Below are 15,962 nucleotides of genomic sequence, written 5' to 3'. Positions count from 1 at the left end.
CCTCCTTCACCATTACGGTTGGACTTCATCTGCTGCTCTCCAAAGCTCCTTGCGCGAAGTGGTAATCGCTGAGGCTCCGGCATCCAGCGCTTGCTTGACATGCTCCTGCGTTCGAATCAAGCCTCCCGCAATGATCGGAATGCCGCTACGCTCCTTAACCTCACGTATAATATCAGGGATAACACCCGGTAATACTTCAATAAAATCTGGACGGTTCTTATCGAGCACCGTGTAGCTCCGCTCCAGCGCGTCCGAATCAATGAGAAAAAGGCGCTGAATCGCGATAAGCCCATTTTGCTTGGTCCGTCCAATAACGCTCGAGCGCGTTGAAATAAGGCCTGCCGGCTTTATCGATTGGCATAAAAACTCCGCCGCATATTCATCGTTTTTCAGTCCGTCGATCAGATCGGCATGCAGCAGCACTTTTTTGCCATGCTGGCTGGCCAGATCGACGATGTTTTTTATTTGTCCCAAATGTCCGCCAAGCAGCACCATATACGAAAAAGGGGAGGCAAGAACTGCCTCCACATCCTTCAGCTTATGGACTGCCGGCAGCAATTTTTGCCCATTCAACAGCAATGACATAACCCGCCACCTCCAACCACAGTCTGGAGCCTCTTCATGCTAACAGCAGCAGAGCAGCTATTTGCTCACAAGCTTGCCGCTGCTCTCGCGTACTTGAATGCATGTCGGCAATACGATTTTTTTGGCAATTTCGCGTTTGGCGGCAAGTCGGTCCGTCAGGAGCTCGACCGCGGTCTCACCCATATGCTCCATGTGAACCTTGACTGTCGTCAGCGGCGGCTGCAAAAAAGCCGAGATTGCGATATCGTTATAGCCAACGATCGATACATCTTCCGGCACCTTCAGGCTCGCTTCATGCAGGGCGCGGAGAGCGCCTACTGCCATCGAATCATTTTCGATAAAAAAGGCTGTCGGAAGCTTCTCATCTGCAATCGCCTGCTTCATCAGCTTATATCCATCCTCGGAATAAAGATTTTCTCCCGTATAGACAAGTTTCGGGTCGAACAGCCCTTGAGCGGTAAGACGCTCCATGAAGACAAGCTCCCGCTCATCCCGCACCCGCTTCTGATTAACGATATTATGCCCCCCAATATAACCGATAGACGCATGGCCCAGTCCAATCAGATAATCTAGCACCTCCGAAACGGACTTGCGAAGATCGATCACAACCGAGTCGAACCGATTATCGTCAGGGGAGGAATCGACAAACACGATATTGTCCAAGCCGCCCGGGAATCTTGCGATATCTTCCTTCTCGAACCTGCCAATCGCAATGATGCCGTCAAATGCTTCGCCGGTCCACTCTTTCCCGTCCGGCTCTCCGTGCAAAAACAGCTTAACCAGATCGATCTGGCGTTGAAAGCACTCACGTTCTATGCCAAGCCTAATCGCCATATAATACGGATCCAGCATCTCTTCCTGATCGGAGTACCAATTGACAAGCCCGACCCGGTAACGATCCTTGACTGCCACTCCATTGCGCTGCCGCAGCGTCTTGTAGTTCAGCTGCTGCGCCGCTTCGAATATGCGCTTGCGCGTCTCGTCCGCAACAGAGATGCCGGGGTCATAATTAAGCACCCGTGACACAGTCGCAATCGAAACCTTAGCTTTCTGAGCAATATCTTTAATCGTAGCCATACTCCCGTTCCTTCCCGTTAACCGCCTCATTACATTCAATATGCCAGATTATGTGCGCGTTTACAATAGAACAACAACGTTCGGCGGACTCATTCGCAGGTCTATTCCTATAATAAAATGAAACTCATTAATGTTTGACGCAGCATGACTGCACGCAGGCTATCCTCGAAGCCCAAGTAAAATTATACTTTATTTTTAGTAAAAATAAAGAGCGAATTTCCACTTCGATTATTCTACACTTGTTTATACTACAAATAAAAGACTGCCCCGACAGGTAAACACCCTGTAGAGCAGTCTCGCTTCAACCTATTATTCATGCTTCAAGTGCTGAAGCGTTAGTAAAAAAATTTGTTCCACATGATCATCGTCCAGCGAATAAAAGACGGTCTTGCCGACCTTCCTCCGCTTTACGATCCGCATATTCCGAAGCAGTCGCAGTTGATGGGAAACCGCAGATTGCCCCATGGAGAGCACCTGGGTCAGATCATGCACACAAAGCTCTGATTGCACGAGCGCATGTATCATTTTCACCCGTGTCGGATCGCCAAGCGCCTTGAACAGGTCTGCCAGCTCGCCTGCCGTCGTTTCCGGTATCAATTTGCTTCTTACGCTCTCTATGTTTTCTTCCGAGCCTGCGCATGAATCATCGCATGCTGCGGTAACCTGATTATCCATTATCATCCCACCAGCCCTATTTGTCCTAAAGCACATTATAGCATGTTTCGGGTGGCGGGGTGAGCCTTCATCGCACGTCTCTTACCTTGCGCTTCTTACTGCCATTCGAATCGGTAGCTGCCTGAACCGGCATCAATGACGACGCCCGTTTCCGTTTGAGTGACAGTTAGTACACCTACCGAATCTTGAAGCCGCGTTCCGCTTTCGGTTACGCTCTCCTCGTCATACGCAGACGGCAGCTTTATTAAAGCGGTCGTATTCGCCGGGATCGTTACTTCCAGTGAGTGAGCCCCGCCTTCCGCCTTTTCCCATCTCGAACGAAGCTCGCCATATTGCGTTTCAAGGATGCCTTCCGCCCAGTCGAGCCCATCTCCCGGCTGCGGCGCAATAACGCTCCGCTTATAGCCAGGCGCTTCCTCCGTCGTTTGAATGCCAGCCGCAACCCGGTACATCCAATCGCCGATCGCGCCATACGCATAGTGGTTGAACGAATTCATATCCTTGCTCCAGAAGCTTCCGTCCTCCTTGATCCCGTCCCAATGCTCCCAGATCGTCGTTGCGCCTTTCGTTACCGGATACAGCCAGGATGGATAGGTTTGCTGGAGCAGCAGCTTATAAGCCGCCGCGTTCTGGCCGAAAGCGCTTAGCACATGGTTTAAATACGGCGTCCCGACAAAGCCGGTCGTAAGATGGAATTTGCTTTGCTCCAGCAGCTCGGCAAGCTTGCCAATCGCGCGCTGTTCGCCCTTCTCATCGAGCAGGCCGAACATTAAGACGAGCACCTGCGCCGTTTGCGTTGGCACGGCAAGCCTTCCTGACGCTGTTACGAATTCCGCACGGAACGCAGCCACGATCTGATCGTACAGCGCTTTGTATTCGGCAGCTTCCTCCAATCGGCCAATGATCACGGCTGTCTTCTGCACGATTGATACCGAATAAGCGTAGAAAGCCGTCGCAATGAGATCGCGGTCCGTTGCTCCGATGTAATCGCCGGATTTGGCATCGAGCCCCAGCCAATCGCCAAAGTGGAAGCCAGTGTTCCACAAAAATTCATTCTCGCCTTGACGGCGAATGTATGTGACCCAGGCGGTCATGCTATCGAATTGCTCGGCTAGAATTCTCTTGTCACCGTAGCATACATACAGCGTCCATGGACAAATAACGGCAGCGTCTCCCCATGCGGCCGACGAGCGCTCATGATCCTTCAAGACATGGGGCACGACGAACGGAACCCCGCCTTCCTCGGTCTGATCAGCCTCTAAGTCCCGCAGCCATTTCGTGAAAAAGGGCGCAACGTTCGTTAAGTAGGAGGCTGTCTGAATAAACATCTGCGCATCGCCCGTCCAGCCTAGCCTCTCGTCCCTTTGCGGGCAGTCGGTCGGCACATCGAGGAAGTTGCCCTTGAGGCCCCATTTGATATTATGCTGTAGCTGGTTGACCAGCGGCTCCGAGCATGCGAATTGACCCGTTTCCTCCATGTCTGAATGAAGGACTATGCCTGTGAAATCGTCCAACTTAAGCGCTTCGGGAAAGCCGATAAGCTGGACGTACCGAAAGCCTTGAAAAGTAAACCGAGGCTCATAAGTCTCCTTTGCGCCGCCTTTCAGCACGTAACGGATGCTTTGCTTCGCTGACCGCAGGTTTTCGGTATAGAAATTCCCTTCATGATCCAGCACCTCGGCATGCAGCAGCGCAACCTCGGTACCTGCCGTGCCTTCGACCGAGAATCGTACCCAGCCGACCATATTTTGGCCAAAGTCGAGCACGCGCTCTCCCTTCGGCGTCGTAATGAAAGCCAGAGGCTTCAACTGCTCCTGCTTGCGGACGGGTTCATTGATTTGAGGCTTCAATATTGCCTTCGAATGCTGTACGATTTCGACCGCGTGCCAGCCCTCGTCATAACCCGCAGTGCTCCAACCCTCCCGCTCTAGGCGCGCATCATACATTTCGCCGTGATAAATTTCAGACGCCTGAATCGGTCCCACTGCAGCAGTCCAGCTGTTATCCGAAACGATTCGTTCTTCCTTCCCGTCGGAATAAACGATCCGCAGCTCCAGAAGCAGCGCCAACCGGTCGCCATAAAGGCGGCTTTGCTCGCTCCAGCCCAAATACCCCTTGTACCATCCGTTGCCAAGCCAGGCACCAATCGCATTGCTGCCTGCCGCAAGCAGCTCCGTAACCTCATAGGTCTGTGTCTGAAGCGTATGGCCGTAGCTGGTCCAGCCTGGCGTAAAATAACTATCGCCAACTCGCTGGCCGTTCAGCTCCAGCTCATAAATGCCGAGCGCCGTCGCATACAGCCGCGCCTCCTTTACCGTCCCGGACAGCTCAAAGCTTTTTCTCAGCAGCGGCAGCGGCTCAGCCTCAACGGGAAGCAGCTCGAGCGGTGCTGCAATCCAATCCGCCGACCATTCCTCCGGGTGGAGCAGCCCCGTTTCCCAATAGCCCGCTTCCGACCACGGCGACAGCTCACCCTTGTGATTCCAGGCGCGCACATGATAGTAATAGCGCTTGCACGATTCTGCTAGTGGGAAATCCGGCTCTACGAGTACCGACTGGCTCGACTCCACGCGGCCCGACTGCCAGATCAAACGGGTGAAATCCTTTTCTTCGGCAAGCTCGATCTCGTAGGCGCTCTGACTTGTACCCCGCTCCGCGGATTCCAGCTTCCAGCTTAGCCTGGGGCTTGCCGTACCGATCCCCACCGGGTTTTTCTGATATTCGACTCTCGTATCTTTCACTATAAACATATTAGAATCCTCCCCGTATTCATTTTTCGTGTTCGCCTTCCTTGCTTTGCTGCTTTCCTCTATAATTATAAAAAAGCACAGTCATCTATTTGCAGGCAAAACGGACAATATGATGGGGTATTTCGGACAGATTTATTGGCTGTACACTAAATAGGATAGGGAGCGCTTGCAGGATGAACCATCCTTTAGAAACGTACCGCGGCGAGCACTATTTCCAGAACAACCAGCTGCTTTATATTAACCGGGCTGCCGAGAGCATAATGAGTCCTTACCATGATCATGACTTTCTCGAATGCGTATATATTACGGAAGGTGAAGGGTATCATCATATCGGTGATCAAGTGCATAAGGTGCGCAAAGGACAGGTGTTTTTCATCCCGATCGGCATCTCTCACGTATTCCGGCCGCTTTCCTCCAGCAAAACGAACAATCCGTTAAGCGTGTTCAACTGCGTCTTTTCGCCGCTGCTGCTGCATAAGCTTAGTGCGTTCGCCTCCGATTACCGCAGCATGCAGTTCATTGCCGATATGGAGGGCGGGAGATGTCCCTACTATTCCTGCATGGATACCAATGACCAATACGAGAAGCTTTTTCTAGCGATGCACCGTGAATTCGAGCTTCCGCGTACCGGATCAGCGGATTACTTGCACTCGCTGCTGCTGCAGCTGCTCATTATGCTTCAGCGCTCAATGGAGGCGAGCAGCCCTGCGCCTGCTCCGCGTCAAACGGCGTTCAGCCTGCTGCTGAGCGAGCTGGACCAGCATTACGATCAGGAGCTTACGCTCACCAAGCTTGCCATCGTAAGCGGCTGGAGCGAGCGCCATCTGCAGCGTCTTTTCCTGCAATACACGAAGCAGAGCTTTCATCGATATCTCCAAAATGTCCGGGTTCAAAAAAGCCAGGAGCTGCTGCGCGGATCTACCCTCAAAATCAGCACGATAGCCGAGATGGTAGGTTACAAGGATATCCACTCCTTCAATGCCTTGTTCAAAAGATGCACCGGAATGACCCCAAGCGTCTATCGCAAAGAATCGACTGCGGCCGAGAGCCCTGTCAGTTAGGAGGCGGCATGCCCGCATGTTTACGCTGAAAGAAAAGCTCTATCTGCTCGAACTGCTCAAGCAGCAAAACCGGAAACGCTTATTCGGATTCCGCAAAAAGAATCCTTCGCATGACCGGCTCGTTGAGAAGCTGGAGCAAATGGTGCGCAATGAACAGGTCAATCGCGAGCAATTATAACCATCCGCTGCATCCGTTCGCAATCATCGTCAGTCACAGGAGGCATTATGACAGGAAAGACCCATCTCGCAATCGGAGCCGCCGTTGGCGCGGCCGCATCCGTGTATTATCCCTTTACGTTGGAGCATGCCGCTTTATACATTGCCGTAGCCGGGTTCTCCGCCTTATGCGCGGATCTTGACGGCCCAAGCATGCTGAGCGCCAAGCTAAGCAAATTATCCAAGCTCATCCGCGAGCTCACCCTTTGGTCTGGCTTCTTGCTCGCAGGCATCGTTTGCTATTATTATTTCACCGACCAGAGTCCTTCGGCCGTTTACATCGGCGTTGCCGCCGCGATGTTCCTGCTCGGCCTGATTGCCAAGCAAGGCATCATTCGGAACGTGCTTGCCAGCGTCGTAGGCTGCATCGTCATGTACGCCGGATATTACTACCAGATGAACTGGTTAATCGGATTCGGCTTGTTTGCCGCGTGGGTGCCATGGCTCAAGCACCGCGGCATGACTCACACGATATGGGCGGTTCCCATCTGGGGAGCGATCGGCTGGGGCCTCGAGAACCAGCTGCAAACAGAAGGCATCGCAATCGTGGCGATGCTCGGCTATTTATCCCACCTGGTTGCGGATACCCTTACGCCGAGCGGCGTGAAATGGCTTTATCCGCTAACGAAGAAATCATTCAAAATAAAGCTATAGCTCTCTTCTATACGATGAATGGCAAGCGTAAACGGCTGTTGCCATCCTCTGGCGGCTAAGCTTCGTTTCGCGTAGAAATATAGAGAAAGTTGGCGAAATCATATACTTTCCTATATTTCAAGCGTAAACGGCTGAAGCCATCCTCTGGCGGCTAAGCTTTCGTTTCGCGTAGAAATATAGAGAAAGTTGGCAAAATCATATACTTTCCTATATTTCAAGCGTAAACGGCTTAAGCCATCCTCTGGCGGCTAAGCTTCGTTTCGCGTAGAAATATAGAGAAAGTTGGCGAAATCATATACTTTCCTATATTTCAAGCGTAAACGGCTGTTGCCGTCCTCTGGCGGCTAAGCTTTCGTTTCGCTTTTTCGCGTGAAACAAATAAAGTCTTATATTTACAAAAAGGCGCAAGCAAGAGGCTGTTTAGCCGCTGCTTGCGCCTTTTAAATGAAGCATGATGTGCCAGGCTAGACGGTATCCGTCAACTGCCCCCGAATGGCATTTGGAGCCGGCAGCACGTTTGAACGTTGGCTCCACACGAGGCCATTCTTGTCAAATGCAAGCTGGCTCGTAAAGACAAATGGCGTTTCAATCAGCCTCATCGTGAGCTCAAGCGTATCCTCTTGCTCCCAGGTAAAGCTTGCAACGATCCGTTTCTCCTCATCCTGAAGCAAACGCGTCTTCCCTTCTACCCATTCGCCTCGTCCGAGGTTGATCGTATATTCTTTTTCCTTTTTGATAATAACGATGGTTGCATGATTGCTTCCAAAGGATATCGCTACATTGTTCCAATGCTGGTCATTGTCTTCAAGGCTATAGGCGCTGCCAGAAATCGTTTCTTCTAGCCGCGAATCCCTCTGACGCCGCGGTATCGGAAGAGCCAAACGCTTCAGCTCCTCAGCAAGCTTCGCTTGCGCGCTCTCGTCTGGAGATAACGGCTCCTGCCCCATTGCCGGCAGCAAGTGATCCCAAACGGCATCCATGATACCTTGCATATCATTTGTGCCGCTTGTCATTGCCAGGACCGCATCATGCTCCGGCATTACGATGCAAAATTGCCCAAAAGCCCCGTCGCCGCGATACAAGCCATGCCTGCAGCGCCAGAACTGATAGCCGTAGCCTTGCGCCCAATCGCTGGCCCCGCCGTCTCCGTTAGCGATTTGCTTGGACGTTGCTTCATCAATCCACGCCTCAGACAATAACCGCTGATTATTCCATACGCCTCTCTGTAAGTAAAGCTGTCCGAACTTGGCAATATCCTCCGTCGTTATGCTCAGTCCCCAGCCGCCGATCTGAATGCCGCGGGGACATGTCTCCCAAGTCGCTCCTTCAATACCGAGCGGTTCCAATAAACGCGGCTGCAAATAGTCGAGCAGCGTTTGGCCGGTTACCTTCTGAAGAATGGCAGCTAGCATGTACGTAGCTCCGCTGTTATAGACAAAGTGAGTACCCGGCTCATGCTCGACCGGCACTTGGAGAAACGCCTTGACCCAGTTCCCGTCCGCGCTCTGATGCAACCCATCCGTTGTATCCAGCGCATGCCCTGTTCCCATCATCAGCAAATGCCGGATGCGCATAGAGGCCAAATTCGGCCCTGCTTCCACCGGAGCGTCCTCCGGGAAAAACGAGATGACCTCATCGTCCAGCGACAGCTTTCCTTCGGCAGCGGCAAAGCCGATCGCCGTTGAAGCGAAGCTTTTACTGAGAGAAAACAGCATATGCGGAATTTCTGGCGCATAAGGAGCCCACCAGCCCTCTGCCGCCACCTGTCCGTGTCTGAGCAGCATGAGGCTATGCACCTCCAACTGGCGTTCTTTTATTACGTTTAGAAAAGCAGTCACAGCCGCGGAAGAAATGCCTTGTTCCTCCGGCTTGCTTCTAGGCAAATGAAAAGTCGTCTGTTCCATCCTTCATTCCTCCTTCTTATCCATAATTTACTGCAAGTCAAGCGGACTGGCAAGATATTTTGACAGCGCTACCATTTGTTGCTGAAAAAAGTTGCTTGCTGATTTCAACAAATGGATAGGCCGTTGCCGCTGCGATTGAAAAAACGGAAAGGAGTGTGAATAACCGTTTGGGATTGCGAGACCACTTCGGAAATGGATCGAGCCTTGCAGGAAGCTGAAACCCGGCTATAAGATCGCCAAGCTTGGAGGGAAGCGATGCTTCGTCGCCTGCTCATACCCGTAAGCCAGCTTAATGAGCGTAGGCTCGCTAAAAGCAGTCCCGATAAAGGTTATGCCCTGCGGCCCTTTGGTTACGTAACCTTCCGGCGCCGTTATTCCACGCTCTGCATAGCCGCCGGGAACCGTTATGACAGGGTAGCCGGCTCTTGCCGCCAGGTCATCGCCGCCCTCATCGCCAAGAAATAGGAGCGCATCCAAACGATGCTCCTCCAAAGCAGCATCTAGGCCCCGCTTCCCTGCCAGCTCCTTATTTTGCCGCAAGCTATCCGCATATTCCTGCTCTGTCAGCGTCCCGCTTGTTTCCTCCGACGAAACCAGCGTGTCTTGACCGTACTTCAACGCAATCTCTGCATGCTCCTTGTTATAAGCAATCAGCTCCGCAAGCGTATGAACCGGAACCGATGCAGCAAGACCGCCCAAGTAGTCGTTCACATATTTCTTGAACTCATATCGCAGCACATGCCAATCCCACTCCACCTGCTCGCATGCGAGCTCTACGGGGTCGATAATGACGGCACCTGCCGCCTTCAAATCCGCGATAGCCGCTTCGATGACAGCAAGGCGCTCCTCGTCCAAATCCTTGTAGTAAAAACGCGGGATCCCGATTCTAGCCTGCTTCATATATTCCGTGTCCAAGAAGACCGTATAATCGCTGAAGCCATGCTCCGAACCGGTTAACGTAACCTCGTCCCGCTCATCTGCTCCATTGATCGCACCGAGCAGAATGGCTGCGTCCGTTACGGTTCTCGCCATTGGGCCTGCCGTGTCTTGGCTCGCCGTAATGGGAATAATGCCCGCGCGGCTGACTAAGCCTATCGTTGGCTTGATCCCGACCAACGACGTATGGCTTGCCGGGCTTACAATGGATCCCGAGGTTTCCGTCCCAATAGCGGCAGCACCCAAATTCGCCGCAACCGCTGCAGCCGAGCCGGAGCTGGAGCCGCCGATAAACAGCTCCCCCGGGCCATACGGATTGAGCGTCAAGCCCCCTCTGGAGCTATATCCCGCCCACATCGAACCGGACATAAAGTTTGCCCATTCCGTCATGTTCGTTTTGCCCAGCAGTACGGCTCCCGCTGCCCGCAGCTTGGCGGCTACGCCTGAATCCGAAGCGGCGAAGGAGCTGGCTAGAGCTACGGAACCTGCGCTCGTATGCATAAGGTCCTGCGTATCGATATTGTCCTTCAATAGGATGGGAATCCCGTGCAGCAGCCCGCGCACCTTGTTTGCTGACCTTTCGCGATCCAATGCCTTGGCTATTTCAACGGCATCCGGATTCATTTCCAAAATAGATCGAAGCAAGGTATCCTGTACAGCTATACGCTCCATATACAACTGAACCAGCTCTTCGGAGCTGAGCCAGCCTTCCTTCATCGCCGTCTGCATGCTCATTATATCTGCTTCTATGATCCAGTCCTGCTTATTGATTTTCATCGCAAACCTCCTATGGCACCTCGTACTTGCAGCTCTACTCCTCAACAATATCCAGTTTATGGGGGGCTGTCACCGTAACGAATAAGTATAGTTAAACTTTCCCATGAAAAGAGCCGCAGCGTTCCGATTAATCTACCGTTTTCGCGCAAGGCCTCATCTTCTGCACATGCTCCGACAGGTCCATCGTATCGCCTTTAGCCCAGCATGGTACAATAGGCGAAAGGTATCTGTATCGGTACAGAAAAACGGAAGGAGCTTGTCCATGTATAGGTATTTGCGGCTCATGAACCGTCTAGAGGAGCTTATTGCGGCTACTCCCTATAAGGACGGCCATAAGCTTCCTTCTATTCGCACGCTCGCCAGCCAATATGCATGCAGCAAAAGCACGATCATCAAAGCATTGGAAGAGCTTGAGAAGCGTCATCTCATCTATGCCATGCCAAAGAGCGGCTATTATGTAGTAAAAGGATTGAGCAGCGCTGACGGCAGCACAGGCAGCGAGCTGGATTTTGCCCAGACGGCACCTGACCCTGCCTTGTTTCCCTATTTGGACTTTCAGCACTGCATCAACAAGGCGATCGATACCTACCAAAAGGATTTGTTCCTATACGGCACGTCCAAAGGAATGGACTCCCTCGTGGAGATTGTGCGCCAGCAGCTAATGAGCTACCAGGTGTTCGCTGCGGAGCAGCACGTGTTCATCGTATCCGGCATTCAGCAGGCGCTGTCGCTGCTTGCCGCGATGCCTTTCCCGAACGGCAAAAGCCAAATTCTTATCGAGCAGCCCGGCTATCATCTATTCATCTCGTATTTGGAGACGCGCCGCTTGCCGGTCATCGGCATTGAACGCGGTCAAGCGGGACTTGATTTCGACCGATTGGAAACCCTTTTTCGCACGGGGGATATTAAGTTTTTCTATACGATGCCCCGCTTTCACAATCCCCTGGGCTGTTCTTACACCCGCAAGGAGAAGCAGCAGCTTGCCAGACTCGCGGCCAAATATGACGTATATATCGTCGAAGACGATTATCTCGCGGATTTCGAGCAGGACAGCAAAGCAGATCCGGTCTATGCCTACGACAGCTCGTCCCATGTCATCTACTTGAAGAGCTATTCCAAAATCATTTTTCCGGGTCTGCGCATCGGTATCGCCGTCCTGCCCGACAGCCTGACGGAGCCGTTTCGCGAGTACAAGCGGCAAAGTGACATCGACAGCTCCATGCTCTCGCAGGCGGCTCTGGAAATCTACTTGCGCAGCGGCATGTTTGAGCGCCACCGCTCCCGGATCCGCGACCGCTATGCCGCAAGAGCTGCGCTGCTTGATTCGGCACTTACGCGAGAAGCCTCTGCCAGCGGCGGCGCCTTCACTTATATTCGCCCTAAGCAGCCGATGATTCATACGCATATCTTGCTTGAGCCCTCCCTATCCGCAGCATCAATCATCAGCCGCCTGCGGGAAGATTCGATTCTACTGCAATCCATTGAGCGCGACTACTTGCCTTGCTTCCCGCGAATGAATCTGTTAAAGCTGAACGTTACGAACGTGAAAGAGGATCGCATAGAAGAAGGAATCGGGCAGATTGCCGGCTTAATCGCCCGATCCGCCCGCAAGTGACCTTACCATTTCTCGGATACGACCTTCGCCTGCGTGAAAAGAAGCAAATAATCGCGGCCGCCGGCTTTCGAATCCGTGCCTGACATGTTAAAGCCGCCAAAGGGATGAACGCCGACCAACGCGCCCGTGCACTTGCGATTCAAATAAAGATTGCCCACATGGAACTGCTCGCGCGCTTGCTCAAGGCGGCTGCGGTTCCGTGAGATAACCGCGCCCGTCAAGCCGTACTCCGTATTATTGGCGATAGCGAGCGCCTCATCGAAATGCTCAGCCCGTATGAACGCAAGTACAGGCCCGAATATTTCCTCTTGGGCTACGCGAGCGTAAGGATCAACGTCCTTAATGATCGTCGGCTCGATAAAATAGCCGCTGCTGTCGCCAATCTTTCCGCCAAGCACGATCGTTCCTTCGCTTCGGCCAACCTCGATATATTTCAGAATGCTCAAATACGCACGCTCATCGATGACGGGCCCCACGAAGGTATCCTGCTCGCTTGCTTTCCCCAGCTTGAGCTGCTTCGTTCTCTCCACTACCTTCTCGATTACCTCGTCGTAGACAAGCGTATCCACGACCGCTCTTGAGCAAGCGGAGCATTTCTGTCCGGCATAGCCGAAGGCTGAAGCCGTAATCGCATCGGCGGCAAGCTCCAAATCCGCGTCGGCATCGACGATAATCGTGTCTTTACCGCCCATTTCCGCAACGACCCGCTTCAGCCACCGCTGCTCCTGCTGGACGCTGGAAGCCTTCTCGTTAATGCGAAGCCCAACCTCCCGCGAGCCGGTAAAGCAGATAAAACGGGTCAGCGGATGCTCCACCAGGAAATCGCCCACCTCGCTGCCCGCTCCGGGCAGGAAATTGACGACGCCGTCAGGCAAACCCGCTTCATCCAGCAGCTCTGCGAACTTGGCAGCGATAACGGCGGTTGCGCTGGCAGGCTTCAGCACGACGGTATTGCCCGCCACAACAGCGGCCATCGTCATGCCCGCCAGAATGGCAAGCGGGAAGTTCCAGGGCGGAATAATAATGCCGACCCCGAGCGGGATATACACGAGCTCATTGTCTTCCCCGCCGATTGCGACAAGCGGCTGGCGTTCCGCGAGGCGCTCCATCTCGCGCCCGTAGAACTCTAGGAAATCAATCGCTTCCGCCGTATCGCCATCGGCCTCCGCCCAGCTTTTCCCCGCCTCGTATACGAGCCATGCAGAGAATTCATGCTTGCGCCGACGCAGCAAGGCTGCAGCTTTATAGAGCACCCTGGCACGCGCGGATGGGGCAACCTTTTTCCAATCCTCAAAGGCATCCGCCGCCGCAAGAACAGCCCGGTGCGCTAGTGCCGTATCCGCTTGGGATACGATGCCTACGAGCTGATTAACATCGGATGGATTGATGGATTTGCGCTTTTGTATCGTTTCAATCCGTTCGCTGCCGATCTTCAGCAAATATTCCTGACCGAGCTCCAGCTCAACCTTGCGAAGCGCCTCCTGAAAGTCTTTGATGCTGTCCGCCATGCTGAAATCGGTAAACGGCTCGTTCTGGAACGGCTCTCGCATAGACGTTGCCCCCTATCGCTATCGATCGATTTATGCTTTACAAAATTTGTTCTCCCAGAAGCGATCCGATCAGCTCTACCGCAAGGCGAGCCGTTTGGTCATGATGGTCAAGCGCAGGGTTGACTTCAACGAACTCGGCTGAGGTCACGATGTCCGACTGATAGAGCAGCTCCAGCGCAAAATGCGCCTCCCGGTAGCTCAAGCCCCCTTTGACGGGCGTTCCCGTACCGGGTGCCTCAAGCGGGTCAAGGCTATCGATGTCGAAGCTGAGATGGACTCCGTCCGTTGCCTGCTTGAATTGTCCGATTACCTTTTCCATCACGCGGGCGATTCCGAGCCGGTCGATATCATGCATCGTGTAGCAGGCTATGCCTAATGAGCGAATGTATGCCTTCTCTCCAGCATCGAGCGATCTGGCGCCTACTATCGCCACATGCTCCGGTTTTATTTTGGGAGCAATGCCCCTCAGGCCCGTAAGCAACGGAATGCCGCTTCCTAGGCTGATGCCAAGCGACATCCCATGGATATTGCCGGACGGACTCGTGTCCTCCGTATTCAGATCCGAATGGGCATCGAACCAGATGACGCCTAAATTCGCATAATGCTCGGCTAGCCCCGCAATCGTCCCGATCGAAATGCTGTGATCGCCTCCTAGCAAAAGCGGGAATGCGCCGCTAGCTACCAGCTCCGATACGCGCTCTGCTAATTCGCTGCTCATCTGATGCACCTCCGCCAAATGCTTGGCATTGGCCGATTGAAGCGGCGGCGGCTGGGCCGCCGGCCTAAGCTCGCCCGCAAGCCGGTAAGCAATGCTTAGCTCCGTTAATTTGGTCTCCAGCGCCGCAGCCTGCAGGATATGCGCCGGACCAAGCTCTGCCCCCGCCGTCCCGGCTCCTTTCCCGAAAGGAACCGATAATACGGCTACCTCTTTCATCCTCATAGCCATCACTCTCCTGCTGCTACTCCATTGTGGAAAACCGACTGAATGCGTTCAAAAGCCCAATCGATTTCATCGGATGATATCGTCAGCGGCGGCGCCAGCCTGATTACGAATTCATGGGTCTCCTTGCACAGCAGCCCTGCCAGCATAAGCTGCTCGCAATAAGCCCTTGCCGGGACTGACAGCTCAATGGCAATAAACAAGCCGCGCCCTCTAATCTGCACGATGTCCGGATGCGTGAGCGCGGCCAGCTTGCCCATGAAGTAGCTCCCAAGCGAAAGCGAGCGTTCCGCCAGCTTCTCTTCCTCGATCACGGCCAAGGCTGCAATCGCAACGGCGCAGCTTAACGGATTGCCGCCAAAGGTTGAGCCATGCGATCCCGGCTCGAATACGTTCATAATGTCCGCATTGGCCGCTATTGCCGATACAGGCAATACTCCTCCGCCCAGCGCCTTGCCGAGAATGTAAAGATCCGGGACGACCGATTCCCAATCGCAAGCGAATCTGCGTCCTGTTCGCCCGAAGCCGGTCTGAATTTCATCAGCGGCAAGCAGTACGTTATTCTCCTTGCACAGAGCATATACCGCCGCAAGAAACCCGTCGGGAGGAATCCGGATGCCTGCTTCGCCTTGGATCGGCTCAAGCAGCACAGCTGCTGTATTCCGATTCATGGCCGACCGAAGCGCCTTGATATCTCCGTACGGAACGATTCGGAAGCCAGGCGTAAACGGACCGAAGCCAGCCCGGTAGCCCTCGCTCGATGAAAAGGAGGTTACGGTCAAAGTGCGCCCGTGGAAGTTTCCCTCAAATACGATAATCTCCGCATGGTCTTCAGGTATTTGCTTGATCCTGTACGCCCAGCGGCGGACTGCTTTGATCGCTGTCTCAACCGCCTCCGCCCCCGAGTTCATGGGAAGAATCCGTTCCTTCCCCGTATAGGCGGCAAGCTTCGCGCAGAATGCGCCTAACGCTTCATTATGGAAGGCTCGCGACGTCAGCGTAACCTTATCGGCCTGTGTCTTTAGTGCCGCAATGATGCGGGGATGGCGATGTCCTTGATTCAAGGCGGAGTACGCACTAAGCATATCCATATAGCGTACGCCGTTCGAATCCTCTACCCATACGCCCTCTGCGCTGCTAATTACGATCGGCAGGGGATGATAATTATGGGCGCCGTATTGCTCTGCCAGTTCGATATGCGTGTGTGCCCTATCCATCGCCT

Annotated in this window: 13 protein-coding genes; 4 read left to right on the top strand and 9 right to left on the bottom strand. The window is 53.6% G+C overall.

The window, feature by feature from the left end:
- Window positions 1-12: 12 nt before the first annotated feature.
- The 4 genes from AC0YN3_RS28840 to AC0YN3_RS28825 form a co-directional block, all read right to left on the bottom strand.
- Window positions 13-579 carry a glycerol-3-phosphate responsive antiterminator gene (locus tag AC0YN3_RS28840; protein WP_475778378.1) on the bottom strand — a complete coding sequence of 189 codons (567 nt, stop codon included), beginning with the start codon at window positions 577-579 and terminating at the stop codon, window positions 13-15.
- Window positions 580-642: 63 nt separating this feature from the next.
- On the bottom strand, window positions 643-1,662 hold the full coding sequence (locus tag AC0YN3_RS28835; RefSeq protein WP_475778358.1) for a LacI family DNA-binding transcriptional regulator: 1,020 nt from the start codon (window positions 1,660-1,662) through the stop codon (window positions 643-645).
- A gap of 309 nt (window positions 1,663-1,971) precedes the next feature.
- Window positions 1,972-2,337 carry an ArsR/SmtB family transcription factor gene (locus tag AC0YN3_RS28830; RefSeq protein ID WP_183570261.1) on the bottom strand — a complete coding sequence of 122 codons (366 nt, stop codon included), beginning with the start codon at window positions 2,335-2,337 and terminating at the stop codon, window positions 1,972-1,974.
- A gap of 95 nt (window positions 2,338-2,432) precedes the next feature.
- Window positions 2,433-5,087, bottom strand: a complete 2,655-nt coding sequence (locus AC0YN3_RS28825) for a family 78 glycoside hydrolase catalytic domain (protein WP_475778357.1) — start codon at window positions 5,085-5,087, stop codon at window positions 2,433-2,435.
- 173 nt (window positions 5,088-5,260) lie between these two features.
- Here AC0YN3_RS28825 and AC0YN3_RS28820 point away from each other — a divergent pair, with 173 nt between their 5' ends.
- Genes AC0YN3_RS28820 through AC0YN3_RS28810 form a run of 3 tightly spaced genes read left to right on the top strand, consistent with a single transcriptional unit; the run spans window position 5,261 to window position 7,018 of the window.
- A complete protein-coding gene (locus tag AC0YN3_RS28820; RefSeq protein WP_475778356.1) occupies window positions 5,261-6,148 on the top strand; it encodes a helix-turn-helix domain-containing protein in 888 nt (295 codons plus the stop codon).
- 16 nt (window positions 6,149-6,164) lie between these two features.
- A complete protein-coding gene (locus AC0YN3_RS28815) occupies window positions 6,165-6,326 on the top strand; it encodes a hypothetical protein (RefSeq protein ID WP_441944850.1) in 162 nt (53 codons plus the stop codon).
- A 47-nt stretch (window positions 6,327-6,373) separates the two neighbouring features.
- Entirely contained in the window at window positions 6,374-7,018 is a 645-nt protein-coding gene (locus tag AC0YN3_RS28810; RefSeq protein WP_475778355.1) for a metal-dependent hydrolase, read from the top strand.
- A 464-nt stretch (window positions 7,019-7,482) separates the two neighbouring features.
- Here AC0YN3_RS28810 and AC0YN3_RS28805 read toward each other — a convergent pair whose 3' ends face one another.
- Both AC0YN3_RS28805 and AC0YN3_RS28800 read right to left on the bottom strand, forming a co-directional pair.
- On the bottom strand, window positions 7,483-8,922 hold the full coding sequence (locus AC0YN3_RS28805; protein ID WP_475778354.1) for a serine hydrolase domain-containing protein: 1,440 nt from the start codon (window positions 8,920-8,922) through the stop codon (window positions 7,483-7,485).
- 225 nt (window positions 8,923-9,147) lie between these two features.
- On the bottom strand, window positions 9,148-10,635 hold the full coding sequence (locus AC0YN3_RS28800; protein WP_475778353.1) for an amidase family protein: 1,488 nt from the start codon (window positions 10,633-10,635) through the stop codon (window positions 9,148-9,150).
- 262 nt (window positions 10,636-10,897) lie between these two features.
- On the opposite strand from AC0YN3_RS28800, the gene AC0YN3_RS28795 reads away from it, so the two are divergent.
- Window positions 10,898-12,250, top strand: a complete 1,353-nt coding sequence (locus AC0YN3_RS28795) for an aminotransferase-like domain-containing protein (protein WP_475778352.1) — start codon at window positions 10,898-10,900, stop codon at window positions 12,248-12,250.
- Window positions 12,251-12,252: 2 nt separating this feature from the next.
- Here AC0YN3_RS28795 and pruA read toward each other — a convergent pair whose 3' ends face one another.
- The 3 genes from pruA to AC0YN3_RS28780 are packed head-to-tail and all read right to left on the bottom strand — an operon-like array spanning window position 12,253 to window position 15,957.
- Complete coding sequence (pruA, locus tag AC0YN3_RS28790; RefSeq protein ID WP_475778351.1) at window positions 12,253-13,800, bottom strand: L-glutamate gamma-semialdehyde dehydrogenase; 1,548 nt, start codon at window positions 13,798-13,800, stop codon at window positions 12,253-12,255.
- 37 nt (window positions 13,801-13,837) lie between these two features.
- Window positions 13,838-14,746: an arginase gene (gene rocF, locus AC0YN3_RS28785; RefSeq protein ID WP_475778350.1), complete on the bottom strand. Its 909-nt coding sequence runs from the start codon at window positions 14,744-14,746 to the stop codon at window positions 13,838-13,840.
- Window positions 14,746-15,957 (bottom strand): ornithine--oxo-acid transaminase, encoded by a 1,212-nt coding sequence (locus tag AC0YN3_RS28780; protein ID WP_475778349.1) that lies wholly within the window; start codon window positions 15,955-15,957, stop codon window positions 14,746-14,748. Before AC0YN3_RS28780 ends, rocF begins: the two co-directional genes overlap by 1 nt.
- Between the last annotated feature and the right edge of the window lie 5 nt (window positions 15,958-15,962).

It is taken from the genome of Paenibacillus sp. J22R232 (assembly GCF_056269165.1).
Note: the sequence above shows the minus strand (reverse complement) of the source record. Positions and strands in the feature narration are given on the sequence as shown.